The 21,205-nt window shown below is 65.1% G+C and carries 17 protein-coding genes and 1 tRNA gene; 8 read left to right on the top strand and 10 right to left on the bottom strand.

Annotation, left to right across the window (positions count from 1 at the left end; all coding sequences use genetic code 11):
• Positions 1-34: 34 nt before the first annotated feature.
• Both FHS55_RS12910 and FHS55_RS12905 read right to left on the bottom strand, forming a co-directional pair.
• A tRNA-Ile gene (locus FHS55_RS12910) sits at positions 35-110 on the bottom strand.
• A 481-nt stretch (positions 111-591) separates the two neighbouring features.
• Positions 592-2,010, bottom strand: a complete 1,419-nt coding sequence (locus tag FHS55_RS12905; protein ID WP_343056143.1) for an NHL repeat-containing protein — start codon at positions 2,008-2,010, stop codon at positions 592-594.
• 224 nt (positions 2,011-2,234) lie between these two features.
• Here FHS55_RS12905 and FHS55_RS12900 point away from each other — a divergent pair, with 224 nt between their 5' ends.
• From FHS55_RS12900 to FHS55_RS23825, 5 genes are all read left to right on the top strand, one after another.
• Positions 2,235-2,837, top strand: coding sequence for a helix-turn-helix domain-containing protein (locus FHS55_RS12900; protein ID WP_183190146.1), 603 nt, complete (start codon positions 2,235-2,237; stop codon positions 2,835-2,837).
• 578 nt (positions 2,838-3,415) lie between these two features.
• The gene (gene zorA / locus FHS55_RS12895; RefSeq protein WP_210286963.1) at positions 3,416-5,524 is read left to right on the top strand and encodes an anti-phage ZorAB system protein ZorA; all 2,109 of its coding nucleotides are present in this window, start codon (positions 3,416-3,418) and stop codon (positions 5,522-5,524) included.
• Positions 5,521-6,447, top strand: a complete 927-nt coding sequence (locus FHS55_RS12890) for an OmpA family protein (protein WP_183190144.1) — start codon at positions 5,521-5,523, stop codon at positions 6,445-6,447. The genes zorA and FHS55_RS12890 overlap by 4 nt, the downstream gene beginning before the upstream one ends.
• Positions 6,444-7,832: an EH signature domain-containing protein gene (locus FHS55_RS12885; RefSeq protein ID WP_183190143.1), complete on the top strand. Its 1,389-nt coding sequence runs from the start codon at positions 6,444-6,446 to the stop codon at positions 7,830-7,832. Before FHS55_RS12890 ends, FHS55_RS12885 begins: the two co-directional genes overlap by 4 nt.
• Entirely contained in the window at positions 7,829-10,846 is a 3,018-nt protein-coding gene (locus tag FHS55_RS23825) for an SNF2-related protein (protein ID WP_183190142.1), read from the top strand. The genes FHS55_RS12885 and FHS55_RS23825 overlap by 4 nt, the downstream gene beginning before the upstream one ends.
• A gap of 17 nt (positions 10,847-10,863) precedes the next feature.
• On the opposite strand, the gene FHS55_RS12875 is transcribed toward FHS55_RS23825, so the two are convergent.
• The 8 genes from FHS55_RS12875 to FHS55_RS12840 form a co-directional block, all read right to left on the bottom strand.
• Complete coding sequence (locus FHS55_RS12875) at positions 10,864-12,960, bottom strand: 3'-5' exonuclease (protein WP_183190141.1); 2,097 nt, start codon at positions 12,958-12,960, stop codon at positions 10,864-10,866.
• Positions 12,961-13,077: 117 nt separating this feature from the next.
• A complete protein-coding gene (locus tag FHS55_RS12870) occupies positions 13,078-13,773 on the bottom strand; it encodes a flavin reductase family protein (RefSeq protein ID WP_183190140.1) in 696 nt (231 codons plus the stop codon).
• Complete coding sequence (locus FHS55_RS12865; protein WP_183190139.1) at positions 13,770-14,552, bottom strand: GntR family transcriptional regulator; 783 nt, start codon at positions 14,550-14,552, stop codon at positions 13,770-13,772. Before FHS55_RS12865 ends, FHS55_RS12870 begins: the two co-directional genes overlap by 4 nt.
• A gap of 30 nt (positions 14,553-14,582) precedes the next feature.
• Positions 14,583-15,092 (bottom strand): nucleoside deaminase, encoded by a 510-nt coding sequence (locus tag FHS55_RS12860; RefSeq protein WP_183190138.1) that lies wholly within the window; start codon positions 15,090-15,092, stop codon positions 14,583-14,585.
• A gap of 22 nt (positions 15,093-15,114) precedes the next feature.
• Positions 15,115-16,194: an ABC transporter ATP-binding protein gene (locus FHS55_RS12855; RefSeq protein WP_183190137.1), complete on the bottom strand. Its 1,080-nt coding sequence runs from the start codon at positions 16,192-16,194 to the stop codon at positions 15,115-15,117.
• Position 16,195: 1 nt separating this feature from the next.
• Positions 16,196-17,017, bottom strand: a complete 822-nt coding sequence (locus tag FHS55_RS12850) for an ABC transporter permease (RefSeq protein WP_183190136.1) — start codon at positions 17,015-17,017, stop codon at positions 16,196-16,198.
• Positions 17,014-17,943 (bottom strand): ABC transporter permease, encoded by a 930-nt coding sequence (locus tag FHS55_RS12845; RefSeq protein ID WP_246340097.1) that lies wholly within the window; start codon positions 17,941-17,943, stop codon positions 17,014-17,016. The genes FHS55_RS12850 and FHS55_RS12845 overlap by 4 nt, the downstream gene beginning before the upstream one ends.
• 26 nt (positions 17,944-17,969) lie before the next feature.
• Entirely contained in the window at positions 17,970-19,100 is a 1,131-nt protein-coding gene (locus FHS55_RS12840) for an ABC transporter substrate-binding protein (RefSeq protein ID WP_183190307.1), read from the bottom strand.
• A gap of 213 nt (positions 19,101-19,313) precedes the next feature.
• Between FHS55_RS12840 and FHS55_RS12835 the strand changes: the two genes are divergently transcribed.
• The 3 genes from FHS55_RS12835 to FHS55_RS12825 all read left to right on the top strand — a co-directional run bounded on the left by FHS55_RS12835 (position 19,314) and on the right by FHS55_RS12825 (position 21,135).
• Positions 19,314-19,589, top strand: coding sequence for a hypothetical protein (locus tag FHS55_RS12835; protein ID WP_183190135.1), 276 nt, complete (start codon positions 19,314-19,316; stop codon positions 19,587-19,589).
• A gap of 240 nt (positions 19,590-19,829) precedes the next feature.
• On the top strand, positions 19,830-20,093 hold the full coding sequence (locus tag FHS55_RS12830; RefSeq protein ID WP_183190134.1) for a hypothetical protein: 264 nt from the start codon (positions 19,830-19,832) through the stop codon (positions 20,091-20,093).
• A 676-nt stretch (positions 20,094-20,769) separates the two neighbouring features.
• Positions 20,770-21,135 carry a hypothetical protein gene (locus tag FHS55_RS12825; protein WP_183190133.1) on the top strand — a complete coding sequence of 122 codons (366 nt, stop codon included), beginning with the start codon at positions 20,770-20,772 and terminating at the stop codon, positions 21,133-21,135.
• Positions 21,136-21,205 lie beyond the last annotated feature (70 nt).

Below are 21,205 nucleotides of genomic sequence, written 5' to 3'. Positions count from 1 at the left end.
TTGTCACTGGCTGGGGCGGATTGTCGCTGAAATTTGGTGGGCCCGGTAGGACTCGAACCTACAACCAGACCGTTATGAGCGGTCGGCTCTAACCATTGAGCTACAGGCCCTTCCGGTGCAGCCCGGGCGCGGATGCGCGGGCGGAAGCTAGCAAATGCGAACGCGTGCGCCAACCGGTCGCTCAGCACGGCCCACACCTCTCGGCCGCGAGTCGGCGATCCGCGCGGCGCGGGCTCGTCCGCGGACGGCACCATGGTTGGTCGGCGTTAGGCCAGGGAGGGGTCGGCGCCCGTTGGAAACTCTTCCAGCCGCGTCATCCCGGCATGGCCGCAGGCCATATCCGGGATCGCGGCGGCAACCGGATGGATGGCCCGGCTCTCCGCCGGCGGCGGCGGCCGGGATGAAGGTCTTCAAAGGGCGTTCAAACAGACCACCTGGGGATTTCACACAGGCACTTGATAGCTTTTCGTCGACAGGCGGGTGCTCGGCGCGCATATCGCGCCGAGCCGGATGAGCGACGCCTCACCCACTTCACCGACTTAACGTCGTGGAAGAATTATGGGCAGGACGCAGCCGCTGCAGATGGGTGTGTCATTCGGCAAGAAGGCGCAGCAGAACGATGTTCTTGCTCTTGTCCTTGTCTTCGGTGCTACCGGCGACAACGATCAGCTTCGAGCCATCGATCAGCAGGCCGTTCGCCACATCGTCGCCCGCGCCAAGCGAAATGCCGAAGACGCCATCGGGTGTGCCGTCACTGTTGCCGTCGGCGCCGAAGGCCGCATCCAGATTTCCATTGTCGAGATAGCGGGCAACGACGATGTTCTTGCTGCCGCCGTCCGTGTGGTAGCCGGCCACGACGATCTTGCCATCGGGCTGGATACCCATCGAGGCGGCGGCATCATCGCCCTTGCCAAGATCGAGGCTCACGAAACCATCGGGCGTGCCGTCGCTGCCACCATCCGCGCCAAAGGCCGCATCCAGCTTTCCATCCCGCAGGAAACGGGCGAGCAGGATGTTCGAACTGCCACCCGTGGACGTGTTCGTGCCGGCGATCACGATCCGGCCCTTCTCATCCAGCGCCACCGCGCGGGCCACGTCATCGCCCGCGCCGAGCGACTGGCTGACGACGCCGTCGGGCGTGCCGTCGCTGTTGCCATCAGCACCGAAGCCCTTGTCCAGCGTGCCATCCTTGCTGAAGCGCGCCACGATGATGTTGTTGCTGCCATTGTCCTTGTGCGAGCCGGCAACGATGATCTTGCCGTCGCCGTCAATGGCGAGCCCATTGGCGAGGTCGTCGCCGGCGCCGAGGTCGAGGCTGACGAAACCGTCCGGTGTTCCATCGCTGCCGGCATCGGCACCGAAGGCCTTATCCAGCGTGCCATCCTTGTTGAAGCGCGCCACGAGGATGTTGGAGCTGCTGCCCTTCACCGTGTCGCCCGCCACGACGATCTTGCCATCGGGCTGCAACGCCACCGCACGGGCCACATCATCGCCATCGCCCAGCGACACGTTGACCACGCCATCGGGTGCCCCATCGGCATTGCCATCGGCGCCGAAACCCTTGTCGAGGCTGCCATTTTCGTTGAAGCGCGCCACGAAGATATTCTTGCTCTTGCCATCGAGGTGATAGCCGGCGACCACGACCTTGCTGTCGGGCTGCACGACAACGGACGTCGCCACGTCATCCCCATCCCCCAGCGAGACATCCACGACACCATCGGGCGTGCCGTCGCTGTTGCCGTCGGCCCCGAACGTCTTGTCCAGCTTGCCGGCATGGGTATACCGAGCCACGATGATGTCGGACGAGCCCTTTGCGAAATGGCTGCCGGCGATGACGATTTCCCCGTTCGGCGCGCGGGCGACGGCATTGGCCACATCGTCGCCGCTGCCCAGCGAGGTCGAGACCACGCCGTCGGGTGTGCCGTCGGTATTTCCGTCTGCCCCGAAGGTTTTATCCAGTATGCCAGCCCCCGCGGCGAAGGCGGCGGGCGTGGCGGCTGCGAGCGCCACTACAGAAATGCTTGCAAACAAACATTTCCGCAACATGTCTCGCGAATGAAGCATAGCAGTCATATTCTCGTCGCCCCTCAATGCATCGAATGTGCAGCGCACAATGAGAACTTCGTGCGCAAATGGGTTTACTCTCTTGCACTGTGAATCCGCTAGCGCGAACGAAACTTTGGGAGTAACGAAAATATACGCTCGTATACGCGGTGGAAATGTTCGAGAATTCCATGACTGAGTTCGACATCGGCAAGAAGCTCAAGCTGTGGCGCCGCACGAACGGCATCAAGCAGGACGTGATGGCAGCCGCGCTTGGCGTTTCACAAGCAACCGTGTCGCGGTGGGAAAACGGCCTGGACCTGCCGTCGATCGAGATTTCGCGCCGGATAACGGATCTGATTGCAAAGCAGATCCGCGACGAACTCGCCATCGAAAGCAGGTTTATCGAGAAACTCTCGTCGGTTCAGGCGATCTTCGACATTGACGGAATTCGCCTTCAGGCAACATCCCTGGGATGCACACGTGCCTGGCCTCTGTTTTCGAGGCTCGTCGGCCGCGCATTCGAGCCGCGGATGGTCGGAGAAAGCCGCATCGTCATTGACGACATCGTGTCGCGAGACGCGATCATCAAAGGCGACATTGCCATGATTGTCGGCGTCAGCACTCGACATCTGGATCTGGAAGTCGACTCGCCCTTCCGGCATCGATGGATTTCGCGTTTCTGGTTTCACGGCCATCGGGTGTTCACCACCTTGGCCTATGAACCCTGCGACGCGCAGACGCCCATCGGCATCGAGCAGATCTTTCGCCTGGAGGATATCTCCAAGAGGTAGCCAGGAACGGGTGTACAATACGCTAAAGCGCCGGATCCGCTGATTTGGCACCCGATCCGTGTCGCCTTATCGTCCCCCTCGCGCGCCCCCTCCCCGCGGCATCGGGATACGACCAATATTTGTCGCGGATGATGACGGGCACCGCCTTGCGGCGTCGCGCGCTTTTCAATCAACTTGCTGCGTCGAACCTGAACGTGTTTCGAACAAGCTACGGGATCGATCGGGCCGGCTGCCCCCCCCCGGGGCCGGCCCGCCTGCCCTCACCTTGCGCCGGAAAGCCGCCAGACCCCGAGGGGTCGCGCAGTTCGGTTCGGGGCGACCCACGTCCGTCCTGCCGCACCCACCTCGCCTGCGGCCCATGCGCGATTCAACCACGGGGCACCTGTCCGGCCTGCGCGGGGGGGAACGCATCTGTCGGAATGTGGACACTGGGGCCCACACTGGGTAGCAGCCTCATTCCGCTTGCAACCCGGCCGGCGCGCCATCCAATATGCGGCGCAGGTAAGGGGGAGTGCATGCGGGTGTGGGTGCGGGGAATCGCGCGGCTTGTCGGGTTCTGGGCGATTCCGATCTTTTTGGTGTTGGGATCATCGCTGTTACTTTCATTCATAAACCCAATACTTATTTTCACAACGATTTCCGATTCAGCTTCAGGCGACTACAAGGGCATCAGCACGCCTGATTTCGCCTATGCGCTGGCCGGCTCCCTGTTCGTCTTCGCGATGGGCCTGTGCCTCGCCTTTTTTCTCTTCCACATAGTGCCGGTATTGCGCGCGGTGGGGCAGGCGAGACGGCAGATCACCGCCAACGTCACCAAAAGTGAAAATCGCGCCGAGATTCGAAGAGTCTTCGCCGCCAATTTTGAAACCATCGGGCAGAAGCTCTCGGCCAATTGGCTCATCGGCGACGCCTGGAGAGAGTTCGACGATAGCCTCGTCGACACCGACAGCGATCGCGCCATCGGCAACACGGTCCGCCCGCATGTCTTCTTCAACCCCGGCGTCGCCCGCGAGCGATTGAGCGGGCTGAAGATGATGAGCGCCGTGCCCGGTTATTTCGTCGGCATCGGACTGCTGCTGACCTTTATCGGGCTCGTCTTCGCGCTCCACAAGGCCGGCGCGGCCGCCAGCGCGGGCGACGCGAAAAAAATGGCCGCGCAGATGGGGGAACTGCTCCAGATCGCGACCTTCAAGTTCTCGACGTCGATCGCCGGGCTGCTGGCCTCGATTGTTCTGTCCATCGTCTTCCGCTGGTTCTCCGTGCTGCTGGAGGGGTCCTTTGACCGCTTCAATGCCGATCTGGAGCGCAGGCTGCGCTATCACGCGCCGCAGTCGATCTCGCTGGAGATCCGCCGCACGATGGAGGACCAGCTCGCGCAGCTCAAGGACATCACCCAGGGCGACTTCTTCGCCCGCATGGGAACCGAAATCGCGCCGCGCCTGCATTGGGCGGTGGCCGATGCCATGGCGCCGGTCACCGAGCAGATAAGCCACGCCGTCGGCAATCTCGCCGCCAACAGCCAGGACGGCGTGCAGCAGATGCTGCACGACTTCACCGCTTCGCTGCAGCACGGCGCCGGCACCGAAATGCGGGAACTCGCCGCCACGCTCAAGCAATTGCAGATGTCGATCGCGGACATGCAGGGCGGCCTGCGCGGCACGGGCGAGGATTTCTCCGCACGGCTGGGCGAAGCGGCGGACAACCTGAACCGCATGGTGGAGCGCGCGGGACAGACCTTCGAGCACAGTTCCGGGCAGAGCCGCGACGCGCTGGCCAGCGTGGTCGAGAGCCTGCGAAAGACCCTGGAAAAGGCCAATGCCGAAGTCGATTCCGCCCTCGGCCAGGCTGCGGGCGGCGCCTCCGCCAAGCTGGAGGCGGCCATGGGTGTCGTCATGGAAAAGCTCGACCGGCAGATCAGCCAGATGGGGGACAATGTCGGCGCCATGCAGCGCGCCATGGGCGAACAGGGCGAGCAGACGCGCCGGCAGATCGACGCCTCGGTGCATCATTCGGCGGAGGTCCAGAAGCAGGTGCTGAACGACCTGCACGCGGCGGCGCAGGACCTTTCCGAGCGGCTGCGCATGGCGGTGGAACTGGCCTTGACCGCCGTCGGGCAGCGTTTCAGCGATCTGTCGGTCTCGATGCGGGCGATCGAGGGCGCGCTGGCGAGCCAGAAGGTGGCGCTGGAGGCAACCTCGGGCGAAGCGCGCAAGACCGCCCAGGCCTTCGGCGAAACCGCCAGCAGCGTGCGGGCGGCAACCACTCCGCTGATCACGGTCGGAACCAGCCTGTCCGGCGCCACGGAACAGCTCGCCTCCAGCGTCGGCACCACGCTGCAGGCACTACAGGCCGCCAGGGAGCAGATCGCGACGCTGGCGGCCGGGCTGGCCGATACCAATGAGCGCAGCGGCGCCTTCTGGAACAATTTCGCCGCCAAGTTCGACGATGTCGACACCGCGCTCGGCAAGGCTGTGGAAGCGCTCTCGCGCTCGACCGCCGACCAGCAGGACCGGCTGCGCACCCATGTCCAGTCGGTCGATCTCGGCCTGTCGCAGGCCATCGAGAAACTCAACCCGCTGCTGGCCTCGATGTCGGACAGCGCCGAGGACATCGCCGCTGGCCTGAAGGCCGCGACGGCGGCGCGCTTCGGCGGCTCCGACATCCGGGCGCACGGAGAGGCGCGATGATCACCGCCGAGGCCAATGCCTCCTCCGGCAGCCATGCCGAGGAGGATGAAAACTATTTCGTCTCCATGACCGACATGATGGTCGGCATCCTCTTCATCTTCATCATCATGCTCATGGTCTTCGCGCTGAACTTCCAGCAGCAGACCGACCAGACCCGGACCCTGACGGCGCAGCAGGAGGAGCAGTTGCGCCGGGCCAACGAGCTGGCCGACCAGATCGCGGCGCTGCGCCGGCAGATCGCCGATCAGATCACCGAACTCGACAAGGCCAACCAGGCGCGCGGCGACCTTCTCGAAACCATCCAGAAGCGTCTGGAAGGCGTCGGGCTGAAAGTCACCATCGACAAGGATACCGGCGTGTTGCGGCTGACCGAGGATGCCATCCGCTTCGACAGGAATGTGTCGCTGCTGAACGAGACGGCCGCACGCAATGTCGACGCCCTCGCGCGCGTGCTGCTGGATGTGCTGCCGCGCTACACTGCCTGCGGCGATGCGGCCGGCTGCCCGCCCGGATCGGGCTTCGTGGTGGAAACCCTGTTCATCGAAGGGCACACCGACACGGTGGGCGGGCCAGACCGCAACTGGCAGCTTTCCACCGAGCGCGCGGTTAATACCTATCGGCGGATCGTCGGCGGCTTCCCGCGCCTGCGCACGCTGATGAACTCGCAGGGACAGGAAGTCCTCTCGGTGTCGGCCTATGCCCATACGCGCCCCGCCACCAAGGGCGAGGATGAGGACGCCCACCGCATCAACCGGCGGATCGATCTGCGCTTCCTGATGGAAGCGGATCGGCGTGAGCGACTGACCAGCGTGCTGCGCCTTCTCGACGAGATGGAGACGAAGGTGAACGCGCTGCAGACTCCCGCGCTGCCGGGTCCCCCGCCCTCGCCCGAACCGTCGCCGGCGCTCGGAGCGACCCCGTGAGCAGCCTTCTCAAGGACGCGATCAGGGACCTGATGCTGCGCCACGCGCCGACGCCACGCCGGCCGGAGCCGGAAGCCGCCGTGCTGCGCGCGGCGCGCAAACTGCCGGAGGGGGCCGGCGACGCGACGCGCGCGAAGGATTACGACGCGTTAGCGGTCAGCATCGCGCAGACGCTCTCCCGGCAGGAGACGCTCACCGTCCGGGAGGCGCGCGACGGCGCCTGGTGCCTGTGGACCACGAAGCTGGCCCTGGCCGCTCGTCCGCAGACGCTGGACCCCTTTCTCGCGCAACTGCGCGACCACAATAACAAAGGGGCCTCGCGGGCACTCGCCCTCTCCTACCTCGTCAGCTTCCACGATGACCGGCCCGGCCTTTCCGCCGTGGCGGGCGCCCTGCGCGATCTCGTTTCCGTCATGGGCCCTCCCTTCGATGCCCTGCATGACAGGTTTCGCATCTTCGACGCGGCGGAGGGGCCACGGCGCATCGGCGATGCCGCCCTTATCGCGCGCCTGTCCCCGCGCCGCATTCTGGAGGAAAACGGGTTGCGTATGGAACTGGCGCTGGCGGGCGGCTATGTCGAACCCTGCACCCGCCGCGTGCTGCAGCGCGCCGCCGAGGACAGGCGGCTGCCGCCGGCGGAGCGGCTGGATTTCCTCCCCCTCATCGCGCTGCAAGGCGACCCGCGACGGCTGACCTTTCCCACTCACAAGAGCCTATTGGCCGATGCGCTGCTCCTGCCCTACCGGGCGCAGCCGCCGGAAAAGGCGATCAAGGATCGCACGCTCGATCTCCTGACATCGCTGGACGAACTCGGCGATCCCCGGACGAAAAGCGCGAACTGGGTCGGCATGCCCGAGGCGCGCGAGATTGCCATCTCATGGCTGACGGAACAGGCGCTGCGGCAGTTCCTGGACGTGGTCGAAGCGGTCAATCCCAACCCGAACTGGAAGTACCGGCGCACGTTCTGGGAGGCGATGTACGAAAGAGGGCTCATCCGGGAAGCCTGGGTGGTTCTGGACCGGGTCGGCGCCAACGAGGCTTTTCGCAGCTTTGGCCATAATGCGCGGTTTGCTCGATTCACGGCGGGCGGAGGCATCCAGTCCGGCCACGCCGTTCTGCTGCTCCGGATCGGCCGTGGCATCTGCGCGGAATGGAGCTTCAACGGCAAGTGCCGGTTCTGGGTCGATGCCGATCGCGCCGGAGCGCCCAAACTCTACGAACCGCAATATGACGGAGACTTCCTGCGCAGCGGCCAGCGCTACGCACCGGTCGAGGAGATCGAGCATATTCCACACACCGGCGAGAATGCCTGGCAGCATAAGGCGGCGCGGCGCATCGCATCAATGACGGGAGCGCGGCTGTCGGCCCGCGAGTACATGCTGTGAAGGTCGCCTTCCGTCACGAGGCGCTGCCCGAAGGCGTTCAACTCACTCTGGAGCGCCGCCGGCTTCTCGGATCGCAGGTCCTACCGCTCGACGGCTGGAGCGCAGCGGCCGGCCGCGAGGGAGCCGCCGCGCGCTATCTGCTCGGCCGGATAGAGGCGGGAGACGGCGTCGCGATGGACAGCGGCCTGCTCCTGACGCACGCCGCCATCGCCGCCCTGCCGGCAAGCGTCGCCGAGGCGGCCGGCCTGCCGCCGCTCGGCACCCTGTCGATCACCCTCGCCTTCGACGGCATCATGACGGATGCGCGGGCCCGGATTCGTGCCAGCTGGTATGACGTCGGGGATCGGCGGATCCGCGTCGAGCGCAAGGGAGCCCTGCTGCAATGGGGCGCGCACGAGGGTCGGCTCTCAACGGCGCTTCATTCACTCGTGGAGGCGATCGACGCCTACAACGATACGCAGGGGCAGGCAGCGGAGCCCCGCATCGCGGCCTGGGCACCGGTACAGGCGGCGCTGAAACAGGTGGGCGGCGAAGAGGTTCGCACGCAGGATCGTTTCCTCACCAGCCTCACTGTCTATCAGGCCGGCGCCGTCGCGCTGGATGTGTTCGAGACCGCCCACGGGCCGGATTTCCTGCCCGTCGTGATGGGGCGCGAGACGATCGCCAGCCTGGAAGATGATGCCGGCGCACCGGACGGCATGGATGCCAGCGAGGCGGCTCCCGTGCAGCGCGATCTCGTCGCCGATGCCCTTCTGCCGCCCAGGCTGCAGGAGCGCTTCGCACGCGGGATTTTCGCCGCGGAATCCCATAGCCGCGATGCCTATGTGCTCGACAAGAACACCTATCTGGTGGTTGACCCCTCTCTCAAGACAGCCCTCGACCTCATCCGTCGAAAGCGCGCCGCGCCAAAGGCCGAACGGCTCGCCTTCCTGAAGAACCCGCGCGCGGCGATTTCCGAGGCGCTCGGCGACGGCCAGAGCGGCGAGGCGGCGCCCTCGCTGCTGGTGGAAACCTGGCAATATTCCGATCGCGTTCTCGGGCTCGGCATCTGGGAACCGCCGCCCATGCCGTGGCTGAAGAACAAGGCCGGCCAATGGTTGCCCGAGCACTTTCCCCTGCGCATCGGCACGGACATCGTCGAACTGAATCAGCCGCTTTTCCAGAAGCTCAAGGAAGACGTCGTCCGCGCCCGCGAGGAAAACCGCCCCGAGGTGGTGGTCGACGATCTCCGGCTACGGGTGGAGGATGTGCAGGAGGCGTTCGGGCGGCTCGGGCTGGATGATTTCGGCAATCCTCCCGCCGCATCGGACAACGAAGAGGCGGCCCCCCAGGACGCAGCGCTGGCGGGCGCGGCTCCGGAGACCGCCGACGACGCCGGCGACCAGCGTCTGGTCATTCACCAGAACCTCGAGGGCGAGGAATTTTCCATCACCTATCAGCCGCGCGAGATCGCCATCGAGCCGCGCTTTCCCGGCCAGCCGCTGGTTGCCACCCCACCCAAGCCGCATCAGGTCATCGGCTTCGACTGGCTGGTCGCCTGCTATCGCAGCGGCTGGCCCGGCGCGCTGCTCGCCGACGACATGGGCCTTGGGAAAACCTTTCAGGCGCTGGCTTTCCTCGCCTGGGTGCGCCGCAACCGGGAGGCGCTCGGCCTCGCGCGGGGCGCGCGCAACCGACCCATTCTCATCGTCGCGCCCACCGCCCTCCTGCGCAACTGGGCGGAGGAGGCCGAACGGCATCTGGCGCCCGGAGCGCTTGGCACGCGCGTCGACGCCTTCGGCTCCGCCCTGCGCAAGCTCAAGCTGGCGCGGGACGAGCATTGGTCGCCCGACACCGCCCTTGATGTGGTGCGCCTGCGCGCGGCGGATTGGGTGTTGACCACCTATGAGACGCTTGCGGACAATCACCGCGCCTTTGCCCGCGTCGCCTTCAGCGTCGCCATCTTCGACGAGGCGCAGAAGATCAAGTCGCCGGGCGCCATCAACACCCAGTCGGCAAAGGCCATGAATGCCGATTTCGTGCTCGGCCTGACCGGCACGCCGATCGAAAACCGGCTCGCCGATCTCTGGTGCATCATGGATCGCGTGGTGCCGGGCTATCTGGGAGACCTCAAGGCCTTCACCCGAACCTATGAGGATGGCGGCGAGGAGGAGTTGAAGCGCCTCAAGTCCCAGCTCGATGCCCCTCGAAACGACCAATCGCCCCCTGTCCTGCTGCGCCGCATGAAAAGCGAGATTCTCGAAGGCCTGCCCGCTCGCGAGATCCGTCGCGAGCGCGTCACCATGCCGGCGGAGCAGGCGGAGGCCTATCATCAGGCGGTGCTGGGCGCTCAGATGGGCGGCCTTGGGCAGGCCGACATGCTGCACGCGCTCCACGCCTTTCGCAGCATATCGCTGCATCCGCGCGGCGCCAACGATTGCGATCCCCTCGATCGCGGCTCGGTCGACGCCTGGCTCGGCCAGTCGGCACGCCTGGTCTATGCGGTGGATGTGCTCCAGACCATCCAGTCGCGCGGCGAGAAGGCGCTGGTTTTCATCGAGGACCTTGCCGTGCAGGCGCTGTTCGCGACCGCAATCGCCACGCGGTTCGGGCTCGACCGGCAGCCGGCCATCATAAATGGCAGCATTGCCGGCGAGCGGCGGCTGGAAATCGTCGAGCGCTTCCAGTCATCGCCCCGGCCCTTCGATCTTCTCGTTCTCTCGCCCAAGGCGGCGGGAATCGGCCTGACCATCACCGCGGCCAATCATGTCCTGCACCTGTCGCGCTGGTGGAATCCAGCCGTCGAGGACCAGTGCAACGACCGATGCTACCGGATCGGCCAGCACAAGCCCGTCACCGTGCACAATCCCATCGCGGTCCACCCCGACTATGGCGACGCCTCCTTCGACGTGCGCCTCGATGCGCTGCTGGAGAGCAAGCGCAAACTGTCGCGCGACATGCTGCTGCCGCCCGTGGGAGACGGCGACGTGTCGTCGCTTTTCGGGCAGACCGTTCGCGAGGGCGCCGGCGCCTGAAGGGGCCGCGTGCGCTCTCAGGGAAGAGCGGCCTCGGCCAGGAAGGGTGAGGGAATTGTCACCTGGTCGCCGATGCGGTGCGACGATGTCAGGATCAATCGCTTCTTCGCCCGGGTCATGGCGACGTAAAACAGCCGCCGCTCGCCCTCGATCGCCCGCTCGGACTTGGCGGTCCGCAGCGGCCAGATGCCGTCGACCACGTCGAGCATGGCGACGGTGTCGAATTCGCGGCCCTTGGCCCGCAATGCCGTCATGAGATGAACCGGCTTCTTCCAGAGCGCGTCCGCGCTGTCATCGGCGTCCATGCCCGGCAGCTTCACCAGCGTATCCTTGGCCTTTTCCAGATCGTCGACAAAGCCGTGGAAATCCTCCCCGTAGCTCTCCGAGAACTCCGCGAGATAGGCAAAGGGCGGATCGGCCAGGAAGATATCCTCGACGCCGCGCCCGTAATCCTTCTTGAAGCCGGAATAGAGCGTCTGCAGGGCTTCGATGGCGGCACGCACGGAAGGCGCGTGAATGAGCCGCCGCAGCTTGATGGCGAAATCGGCCGCCGTCGCGCCCTCGTCCACCTGCCCGCGAATGGTTCCGTCATAAGTCTCCAGCCGGTCGATGGCCGCGTCATAGGATTTCGGCCGCGCGGAGCGGATATGCCGCGCCATGGCATCGGCCTCCACCTTGCGCAGCGGAAAGCGCTGCACCGAATGGCATAGCGCCATCACGTCATCGACAATGGTGGGGACAGCCACGCCGAGCCCCGCCATGGTCCGCGTCCGCAGCGCGCCCAGCAGGCGATCGAACGTGTCCGACAGGAACAGGTGCAGGTCCTCCGCCGCACAGAAGGGAATGTCCTCACGCGCCAGCAGGATCTGGTAGGGAATGAGTTGCGCCCGCTTGCGCGACAGCAGCGCCATGCGGGCCCCGGGGGTCTTCCTCTCGACGAAATGGCGAATTTCGGCCAGCACGTTCTGCACCGACTCCAGAAAGGTCGCGCCGGGATAGATCGCGATCTCCGCATCGACCGTGGAGACGGGATGCATCGCCTTGTCGACGCGGCGGATATTGTGGCGGATGAGCCGGGCGGATTTCTGCACGATATTGCGCGGGCAGCGGTAGTTCTTCTCCAGAACATAGGTGGCAAAGCGCCGCCCCAGATGGCGATCCGGCTCAAGGATGAAGTCCGGCGCCGCGCCGCGCCACTCGAAGATCGCCTGGTCGTCATCGCCGACAATCGTGAGCGCGGACTGATTCAGCTGGGCGATCTGCAGGATCAGCGCGAGGTCGAGCGGATTGATGTCCTGGAACTCGTCGACCAGGATATCGGTGATCCTGTCGGCGCCGGAGGACGGGGCACCGGCCGCGGACTGCCGCCGCTGATCGAGCCAGGCAGCGTATTTCTGATCCTCGAGCGTGAAGGAACCGGTGGCGAATTGCTGCGTGCAGGCCGCGTTGAAGAAGGGCAGCGCAACTTCGAGAAACGGCTCCCACCGGCGGTTGGCCAGCACGTCGAGCTGGTGAAGGCGCAGCATGAAGTCTTCGAGCAGCGGCAACAGACCCAGTTGCTCCAGCATTTCCAGCCGGTCGTCCGCCATTCCCAGGGAGCCGTCCTCATGATCGAAGCCGAGCGTCTTCATCATGTCGAGCAGCCCGGCCAGAAGCTGGGGCAACTTGAAGGGCTGGCGCTTCATGCCCGTTTCCAGAGCCGGAATCGTCGACCATGCGGGCGCGAGAATGGACTTCAACATTGTCGCGCGCTCGAAATCGGAAACATGAAGGCGAGGCTGCGCATGCATCGCCTTCAGGCGGCGGTGGCCCCAGCCATTGAGTGTGACGACATCCGCCCGCGCCGCGAAGCCGGCGAAGGCGTCGTCGGTCAGCCGCGCCCGCAATTCGTCGCGCGCGGCGCGCGTGAACGACACGATGAGGAAAGACGCGTTGCCCCCGGAGCGACGATGCAACTCGGCGCAGCGATACAGGAGCGACATGGTCTTGCCGCTCCCCGCCGGTGCCAGCAGGCGGATATCCCTCTCCGCCGCGTTGATGAACGCCAGTTGCGTGTCGTCCATCCTCCGCGAGCCGGAAATCTGCCCCTCCCCTTCCAACTCGAGGCCCCCCATCTGTCATCTGGATTCGACGTCAAACCTGTCGTCGAAGCCGAAGGCTAGAGGATCCCGCGCTCGTTGCGTAAGCAAAACGCCGCCTTTGCCCATATCTCCACCGCGAACGCGCGCGTCTCAGGGCTTCACGGGTTGGCCCGCCCTCTCGCCCCGCCCGGATCGTGCGGACCATTCGGCGAAGGTCGGGGTCGGCATGTCGAAACGATCGCGTATCGTCGCGCAGGTGCTGCCGCCGAGCCGGGCGATGGCGTCGAGCCGGGCGGGGTCCACCCGCAGGCGCTCGGTGTCGACCACATCGGCGCGATAATGCGCATAGAGGATCTCGCCGAGGATGATCTGGCGGGACTTGCCGAGCTCCAGCGTCATGTGGCGCCGGCACTCGAAGGCGGCGGGCGCCTCGCGGATCCACGGGGACGCAACCTTGACGCCCGGCACGGCGGTAAAGCCGGCTGCCGCCAGTTCGTCCTCCCCCGGCGGGAAGTCGGCCGCGCACAGATGCATCCCCTCGGCGATGGCGTGCGAGACGATGTTGACCGTGAACACTTCGGTGAGCCGGATATTCAACGCCGTGTCCTTGAAGGACATGTCGGCATGGTTCTCCACACCCAGCGCCAGGATCGGCGGATCGGCCGAGAGGCAATTGAAGAAGCTGAACGGCGCGGCATTCACCAGCCCCTGCGGGTCGACCGTCGTCACCAGCGCGATGGGACGCGGCACGATGGTGCCGATCATCAGCTTGTAGCGCTCGCGCTCGCCGAGTTCGCGGAAATCGAAGGCGACGGAACCGGTATCCGGCTCTGGAGCGTGGCTCATGCTCCCAGCCCCCTTATGCGCGCGGCATAGGGCGCGAGCACATCGCGAATGTCGCGCTCGGCCTTCTCCTGCAGCAATGCGCGGCTGGCGACGGCGGCGAGATGATGATCCATCAGTTCGCAGGCCCGGCCGGCATTGCCGGCGATCAGCGCATCCACGATCTCGCCATGCTCGCTCACGCCGCAATCGGAGGAATGCGGACGGCCATACATGGCGAGGATCAGCGAGCAGCGCGACACGACCTCGGTGACGTAGCGGACCAGCACCTGGTTGCCGGTGAGCCGCGCGAGCAGCAGGTGGAATTCCCCAGCGAGCCGGATGGATTCGACCTCGTTATGGCCGGAGACGGCGAGTTCCCGGGCGACATGGTCGCGCAGCACCGCGATCTCGCCGGGCTTCAGCCGGCCGGCCAGGCACTCGGTGACGATGCGCTCAAGCCCGCGCCGGACGACGAACACGTCGCGCCCCTCGTCGAGGGTCGGGTTGGCGACGAAGGCGCCACGATTGGGTTTCAATTCGACCAGTCCTTCCACCGCGAGGCGGCCGAGCGCTTCGCGCGCGATGGTGCGGCTGGTGCCGAAGGCGTCGCCAATCGCGTCCTCGGGAAGCTTCGCCCCGGGCTGCAGCCGTTGCTCGATGATGGCCTGCCGAAGCCCGTCCTGGACCGCCTCGGTACGGGAGATGGTGGCCGCCTCCCCGCTCGCGGGCGGACCCTTGCCCTTCGCGGTCGGGTCGTTGACCGAGCGCGAGGCTCCGCTTTTGGCGCGTGAAATGTTCATGCGAAGTCTCTTTCTTTCGTATGCACTGAATCAGCCGCCCGAGGCGGTGGCAGCCTTGCGCGCTTTCACCCAGCTGTCGAGGATGGCCACGGCATCCGCATCCATCGCCTGCTGCGAGGGCATGGCGCGGTCTTCGATGCGCGCGCCGGCGGCCGCACGCACGGCGTCGACATCGATCGGGTGCCGCTCACTGGCCGTCAGCGAGGCGAAGGCGATGCCGGCTTGCGCCATCGAGGCCGCGTAGTAGAGCTTCGAGATGCCCGCCACTTCCATGGTCGCCACGCACATCGCGCATGGCTCGCACGAGGTGTAGAGCTCGCAGCCGGTGAGGTCGACGCATTCCAGCCGGCGGCAGGCGTCGCGGATCGCCTCCACCTCGCCATGCGAGGTCGGGTCGAAATGCGCGCGGGAATGGTTCAGCCCCTCGCCGACGATCGCCCCGTCCTTGACGATGACACAGCCGAACGGCTCGGTTCCCGGCAGATCGAGCGCCTGCCGGGAAATCTCGACGGCGCGGCGCATGAAGTGATCGCGGTACATGTCTTCCTCCTCCTGAAAAATCTTACGCCGCCTGCGGCAGCAGCCAGGCGTGGCGCGGGTCCCAGCTGAGCGTGACCCGGCGCCCCGGCACGAGGTCGAGCGCCTCGATCTCGTGCTGCTGCTTCTGCACGCGGAATTCCGCGCCGCCGGCGATCTCGATGAAGACGGTCTGCGTCGAGCCGACGAATTCGAGTCCGAGCACCGTGCCGGAAATGCCCGGCCCGTCCGCCTCGGGAGCCAGCGTGATGCGGTCGGCGGCGATGACGAAATCGGCGGGAGCACCGGCGGGGCGCGGCGCTTCGGCCGGCACCTCGAATGTGCCGAGGGCGCTGCCGACCTCCAGCCGCCCCTCGGCGCCGCCCCTCGCCTCGCCCCGGACCAGATTGTTCATGCCCATGAACTCGGCGACGAAGGCGTTGGCCGGCGCGCGGTAGACATCCTGCGGACGCCCGACCTGCTGGATGCGCCCCTCGCTCATGATGACGATGCGGTCGGCGAGGGCGAAGGCCTCGGACTGCGCGTGGGTGACATAGACGAAGGTGATGCCGAGTTCGCGGTGCAGCCGCGACAGTTCGGTCTGCATGCGCACGCGCAGATGCGCGTCCAGTGCGGAGAGCGGTTCGTCGAGCAGCAGCACGGAAGGCTCCGTCACCAGCGCGCGGGCAATCGCCACTCGCTGGCGCTGGCCGCCGGAGAGCTGCGCGATGTTGCGTTCCGCCATGGTGGCGAGGCCCAGCCGGTCGAGCCATTCCAGCGCGCGCTTGCGGCGCTGGGCGGCACCCACCTTCTGCATGCGCAGCGGGAAGGCGACATTCTCGACGACGCTGAGGAACGGAAACAGCGCGAGGCTCTGCCACACCATCGGCGTGTTGCGCTGGAAGGCCGGAACGCCGCGCATGCTGTCGCCGCCGATGCGGATGTCGCCGCCGGTCGGCTCGTCCAGCCCGGCGATGAGCCGCAGCATCGTCGACTTGCCGCAGCCGGAGGGGCCCATGATGGCGATGAACTCGCCGGCCTCGATCGCGAGATCGATCGACTTCACGGCGTGGTGGTCGGGATAGCGCTTGTCCAGCTTGTCCAGCACGATGAAGGGCGTCGGCATGTCACTCTCCGGGATCGGGGTTGGGGCGACGTCCGGCGCGCACGCCGGTGAAGCGCTGGGCGAGGAGCACCAGCGCCACGCTGATGACCAGCACCACCGCGCCGATGGCATTGATCTTCGGATTCACCTGCCCCTGCAGCAGGTTGAGGATGCGCACCGGCAGCGTCTCATGCACGCCGCCGACAAACCAGGCGATCAGGAACTCGTCGAACGACACCGCCGCCGACAGGAAGAAGGAGGCGATCAGCGCCGGCCGGCAGAAGGGAAGGACCACATGGATGAGCGCGGACAGGGGCGAGGCCCCGAGATTCCACGCGGCGGGTTCGAGATCGCGGCTGAGATCGTTCAGCCGCAGCCGGATGATCGCCATAGCGAAGGAGGTGGCAATGGCGACATGGCAGGCCATCACCGTCTCCAGCCGGCCGAACAGGCCGATGCGGGAGAGGAAAGCGAGCATCGCCATGCCCAGGATGGTGGCCGGCACGGCGGGCGGCACCGCCACCAGCAGGATGAAGGGCAGCTTGAGACGGAAGCGGTAGCGGAAGTCGAGATAGGCCGCGGCGAAGCCGAGCGCGGTGGCCAGAACCGCCGTACCCAGCCCAACCAGCACGCTGTTGAGAAAGGCATCCCGGATCATCGGGTCGGCGAGGATGGCGCGGTGCCATTCGAGACTGAAGCCGCCCCAGGGGATGGTGGGAAAGCGGTTGGCATCGAAGGAGAACACCACGATCACCAGCATGGGCGTGGCGAGGAAGACAAAGAGCGCGCCGAGCAGGCCATATTGGGCGAGGCGCGACAGGCGGGTGGCGAGCGTGCGGTTCATCGCGCGGCCTCCTTGCGCGCCGCGCGACCGCGCGCGAGCCATTGGCCAAGGCCCAGCACGAGCGCCAGCATGACCAGCATTGAGACGCCGATCACCGAGGCGCGCGGCCATTGCGAACCGGATTTCACCGTGTCGACGATGAGAATGGAGAGCGTCGGCGGCTTGGAGCCGGTCATGAAGAGCGGGCTGATATAATCGCCAAAGGCCAGCAGGAAGCTCGTCGTCGCCGTCAAGGCGATGGCCGGCCGCAGCGAGGGGAGGATGACATGCGCGATCACCCGCGCGCGCCGGCAGCCGAGATTTTCCGCCGCCTCGATGAGCGTGCGGTCGATGCCCGCCATGGCGAAAACCAGGATCAGCATCGCGATCGGCAGGGTGAGGGTGAGGAGCCCGACCTGCAGCGAGACGGCGCCCCCCAGCAGCGGCAGCGGGCCGATGCCGACGGCGCCCGCCAGCGCGTTGATGATGCCCTCCGGGCTCAGCACGATCTGCCACGCATAGATGCGCAGCATGTAGCTTGAGAACACCGGCACTATGAGGAAGGCGACGGCGAGGTCCCGCGCCCGGGCGTTCAGGCGGAAGGCGATGGTGTAGGCGGCGGGAAAGGCGATGAGCAGCGCCAGCACGGTCGTCGTGCCGGCCACCGCGATCGTATGCACCAGCGCGCGCTGGAACGTGGTGGAGAACAGGATGCGGGTCCAGTTGTCCAGCACGAAGGCCGGCTCCAGCCGGAACGCCTTCACCTGCCAGAAGGTCACGATGACAAGGAAGACCAGCGGCGCCGCGAAGAACACCGCCTGCCACAGCAGCACGGGCAGGCCGAGGACGGCCGGCAGCACCTTGGGCGAACCCGCCAGGCGCGGTCCCGGCATCCGGAACCAGCGCCATCGGGCGCTGGCACGCGTCGTCACAGAGGCAGCCGTCATGGCGTGGCTCCTTGGCTGGCGAGGGATCAGAGGCTCTTGAACTCGCTCCAGGCGTCGTTCCAGTCGGCGATGTCCTGCTGCTTGGGCAGCTGGCGGAACTGGATCTTCTTCGCCTTGTACTCGTCCATCACATTCGGGCCGGTCAGCGTCATACGCAGGATCTCGGCTTCCTTGGGCGTGGTCTCATTCAACAGCTTCCAGCCGGGAATCGAGGGTATCGACTTCTTGTTGTCGACCTTCGTGGCCATCTTCACCTGCCCTTCGGGCGAGGTGGTGTACTGGATGAACTTGCGGGCGAGGTCGCGCTTGGGGGTGCCCTTCACGATGGACAGCGACTCCGTCCATTGCAGGCCGCCTTCCTCGGGAATGATCGTATCCACCGGCACGCCGTTCATGCGCAGGCCGAGCGTGATCCACTCGCCGATGCCGGGCACCAGCTGCGCGCGGCCATTGGTGAGCGAGGAGAAGATGTCGGCAATGGTGTAGAAACCCGAGGCCTGCGGCTTCAGCGAGAACAGCTTCTCCTTCACCGCCGCGAAATGCGCGTCATCGATATCGAAGGGCGGGCGGTTGCCGTTGGACAGGCTGATCGAGCCCATGGACGGCAGGTACCAGTCGAAGAAGCCGACCTTGCCCTTGGCCTTGTCGCTCCACATCGCGGCATAGGAGGCGACCTCCTTCGGCGTGAATTCCTTGGTGTTGTAGGACAGGCCGAGATAGCCGAAATCCGTCATCACCCCGTAGAGCTTGCCGTCGAACCAGTGCAGCGGGAATTTCTGGAATTCCGGCCAGTAGTCCTTCAGCGGGTAGTCGGCCGGATCGAGCTCCTCGATGAAATCGGCCTCGTGCAGCAGGTGCATGTATTCGGCATCGGCCATCACCACGTCGAAGGAGCCGGGCGGCGACTGGTTGATGACCGCCAGCATCTGGTCGCCGCCGACATATTCCTTGATGCGGATCTTGACGCCATTCTCCTTCTCGAACTGCTCGACCAGATAAGGGTCGGCATTGCCGGGCCAGGAGAGATAGTTCAGCACCTTGGGATCCTCCGCCTGCGCGGTGGACCAACGGGACGTGGCGGCGAGGGCACCGGCAGCAATGCCGGCCTTCAGGAAGGAGCGGCGACTGACGTCGCCCGCGAAATCGGAAGTGCGCATCGAGGTCTGTTCCTGCATCTGGGCTATTATCGTATGCATCAAGTGCATGCGATATCAGAAGCAAGGCGCATGCCAAAAATTCCTATTGCTACTTTTTCTGTTTTATCAATGACTTGGCAAAAAGTGAAGTGAAAGGGCTCAACAGGCGGCTGCTGACACCCGAAGCTCTCTGATTATTTTGCGTGCACCAAGTGCGTGCACTTTTGAGCAGAGATGCAGGCGAAGCTCCGTCTCGGGCTGCCGCGTTGGATGCAGGGACGGTTCGCCATTACTGCCGGCGACGGAGTGCTGAAGGACGAGCCATCCGGAGCGCTTGGCCTGCTCGTCAACTCCATATGTGCCGACTGGGCGGAAAGACCTGTGGATGGCGCACGCAATGCCGGCCGCAGCACTTCTATCGCATGGCTGAAATCATACGAGAAGAATACATCACATATACCGATTAAATCACCATTCCTTGCGAAAAACCTGTGCTTCGCGATGATTTAATTGCCGGTTTTTGAATTCTTTACAAGAAAACATGGCCTATTTTCACCGGAAGCGACGCACCACAACGCTAGAGTGATTCAATACAGCCGGCGTCCACCCTTTACCGCCGTGGGAAATTTTATGGGCACGCGCTCTCACCTTGAGACGAGCTTGCAGACGCGAGCGCTGCATAACGGATGAGCACACTGCGACGGTATTATGAACTTGGATGGCAGCCCGCGAATCAACGAAGCTCTGACCATGAAACCGCTTCAGATCGTTAGAAAAAGACTTGTCAGGCACGGCGATGCCTGGCGTGTCGCGCCGGATGATGGTCCGCCGGCAACGAGCGTATGGGCGGGAACGTTCGTCTACATTCCGGGCCCGCTTCGGGAAACGCGCGCCCGGATCGACGCCGTGCGCACCTTTGGCACCGCGGCCCTGTATCCTGCGGAGGGCGGCGCGTGGGTGCAGGCACAGATGCCCGACCTGGAACGCATCGTCCGCGCCATCACGGCCGCCTGACGCCTCCACCAGCTTCGATCGACGACCTGCCCTCGCACCCTGCCCTCACGATCCTCCCTCGCGCCCAAAGATTGCGGATTCAGCGCGCGGCCGATGCCGCATCCCGCTGCGGAAGATCGCGCATCCGAAACTTCCAGTTCTTCAAGGGACCAACATGCTCGGGCGTTCTTGAGCGAAGTGGGTTCCGGTTCGCGTGAAGAAGACGCGTCAAACCAAGAACCTGGAGCATTTCCGGTGAACCGGATTTCACCGGAAATGCTCTAGGGAAGGCTCGACGTCATCCGCCCCTGCCCGGTTTTTCCGTGGCATCGGATGCATCTTGCCGCCATGCGACAGACCATCCGGGCCGATCGCGCAAACCTTTGCCGGATATGTTTTTCCGCCAATGAGCCGACGCGAGCCATTGCGGGCGCCGTGATCGTTGAGACCCGTTCCAGCCGGTGCGAACGGCACGCGCAACTATTTTTGGATTCTTTCGCTGCCTGAGCAAATCTGCTCAGAACTCATCCCGCAAAGTCCATAGCATCTCATCTACGGGATGCACTTTATTCCCTTGAGCGTTGGCTCCATGTCCACCGTAACCCCTCAGGTTCCGATCGAGAACCCGTGTCCTTCACGCGGTGCGACAGCTTTGACCGAAGCTTTCCGACAACCATATCATGAAAGGTACGTCGATATGAGCGACGAATTCTTCAGAGCATCCGGAATCGATACGAACGCGGGCGCGAATAACGTGTTCGTCTGGTGTCGCCTCAACGGCCAGGATAGCCACGTCCTCGTGGGCTCCGGCCATGTCGTCCCCGCGGGCAGCGTTTTCCCGCCGGGCATCAAGGCGGGACAGTTTTCCGTGGTCTTTCCGCTGCCGTTCGACAGTTCCAGCGAGACCATCATCGTCACCGACGACAAGGACGGCAAGAACCGCCTGCCGGGGGTGAGCATCATGCCCTGCGTCATCCGCGCCGGCGCCGGGCGGGCCATGACCGCCGCACCCGCCGTCCTGTCGGTGCCAGCGCCCCGCAACAACAGCCACCGACCGAACTAAGCAGACACGTCAAGGACCGGACAGGGCGAAACGTCCATAACAGGAGAAGAAACCATGAGCCAATTAGCAA

The organism is Ancylobacter tetraedralis, from assembly GCF_014195655.1.
GTDB classification, from domain to species: Bacteria; Pseudomonadota; Alphaproteobacteria; order Rhizobiales; family Xanthobacteraceae; genus Ancylobacter; species Ancylobacter tetraedralis.
The sequence above is the reverse complement of the archived record's forward strand: the minus strand, read 5'-3'. Positions and strand labels throughout refer to the sequence as shown.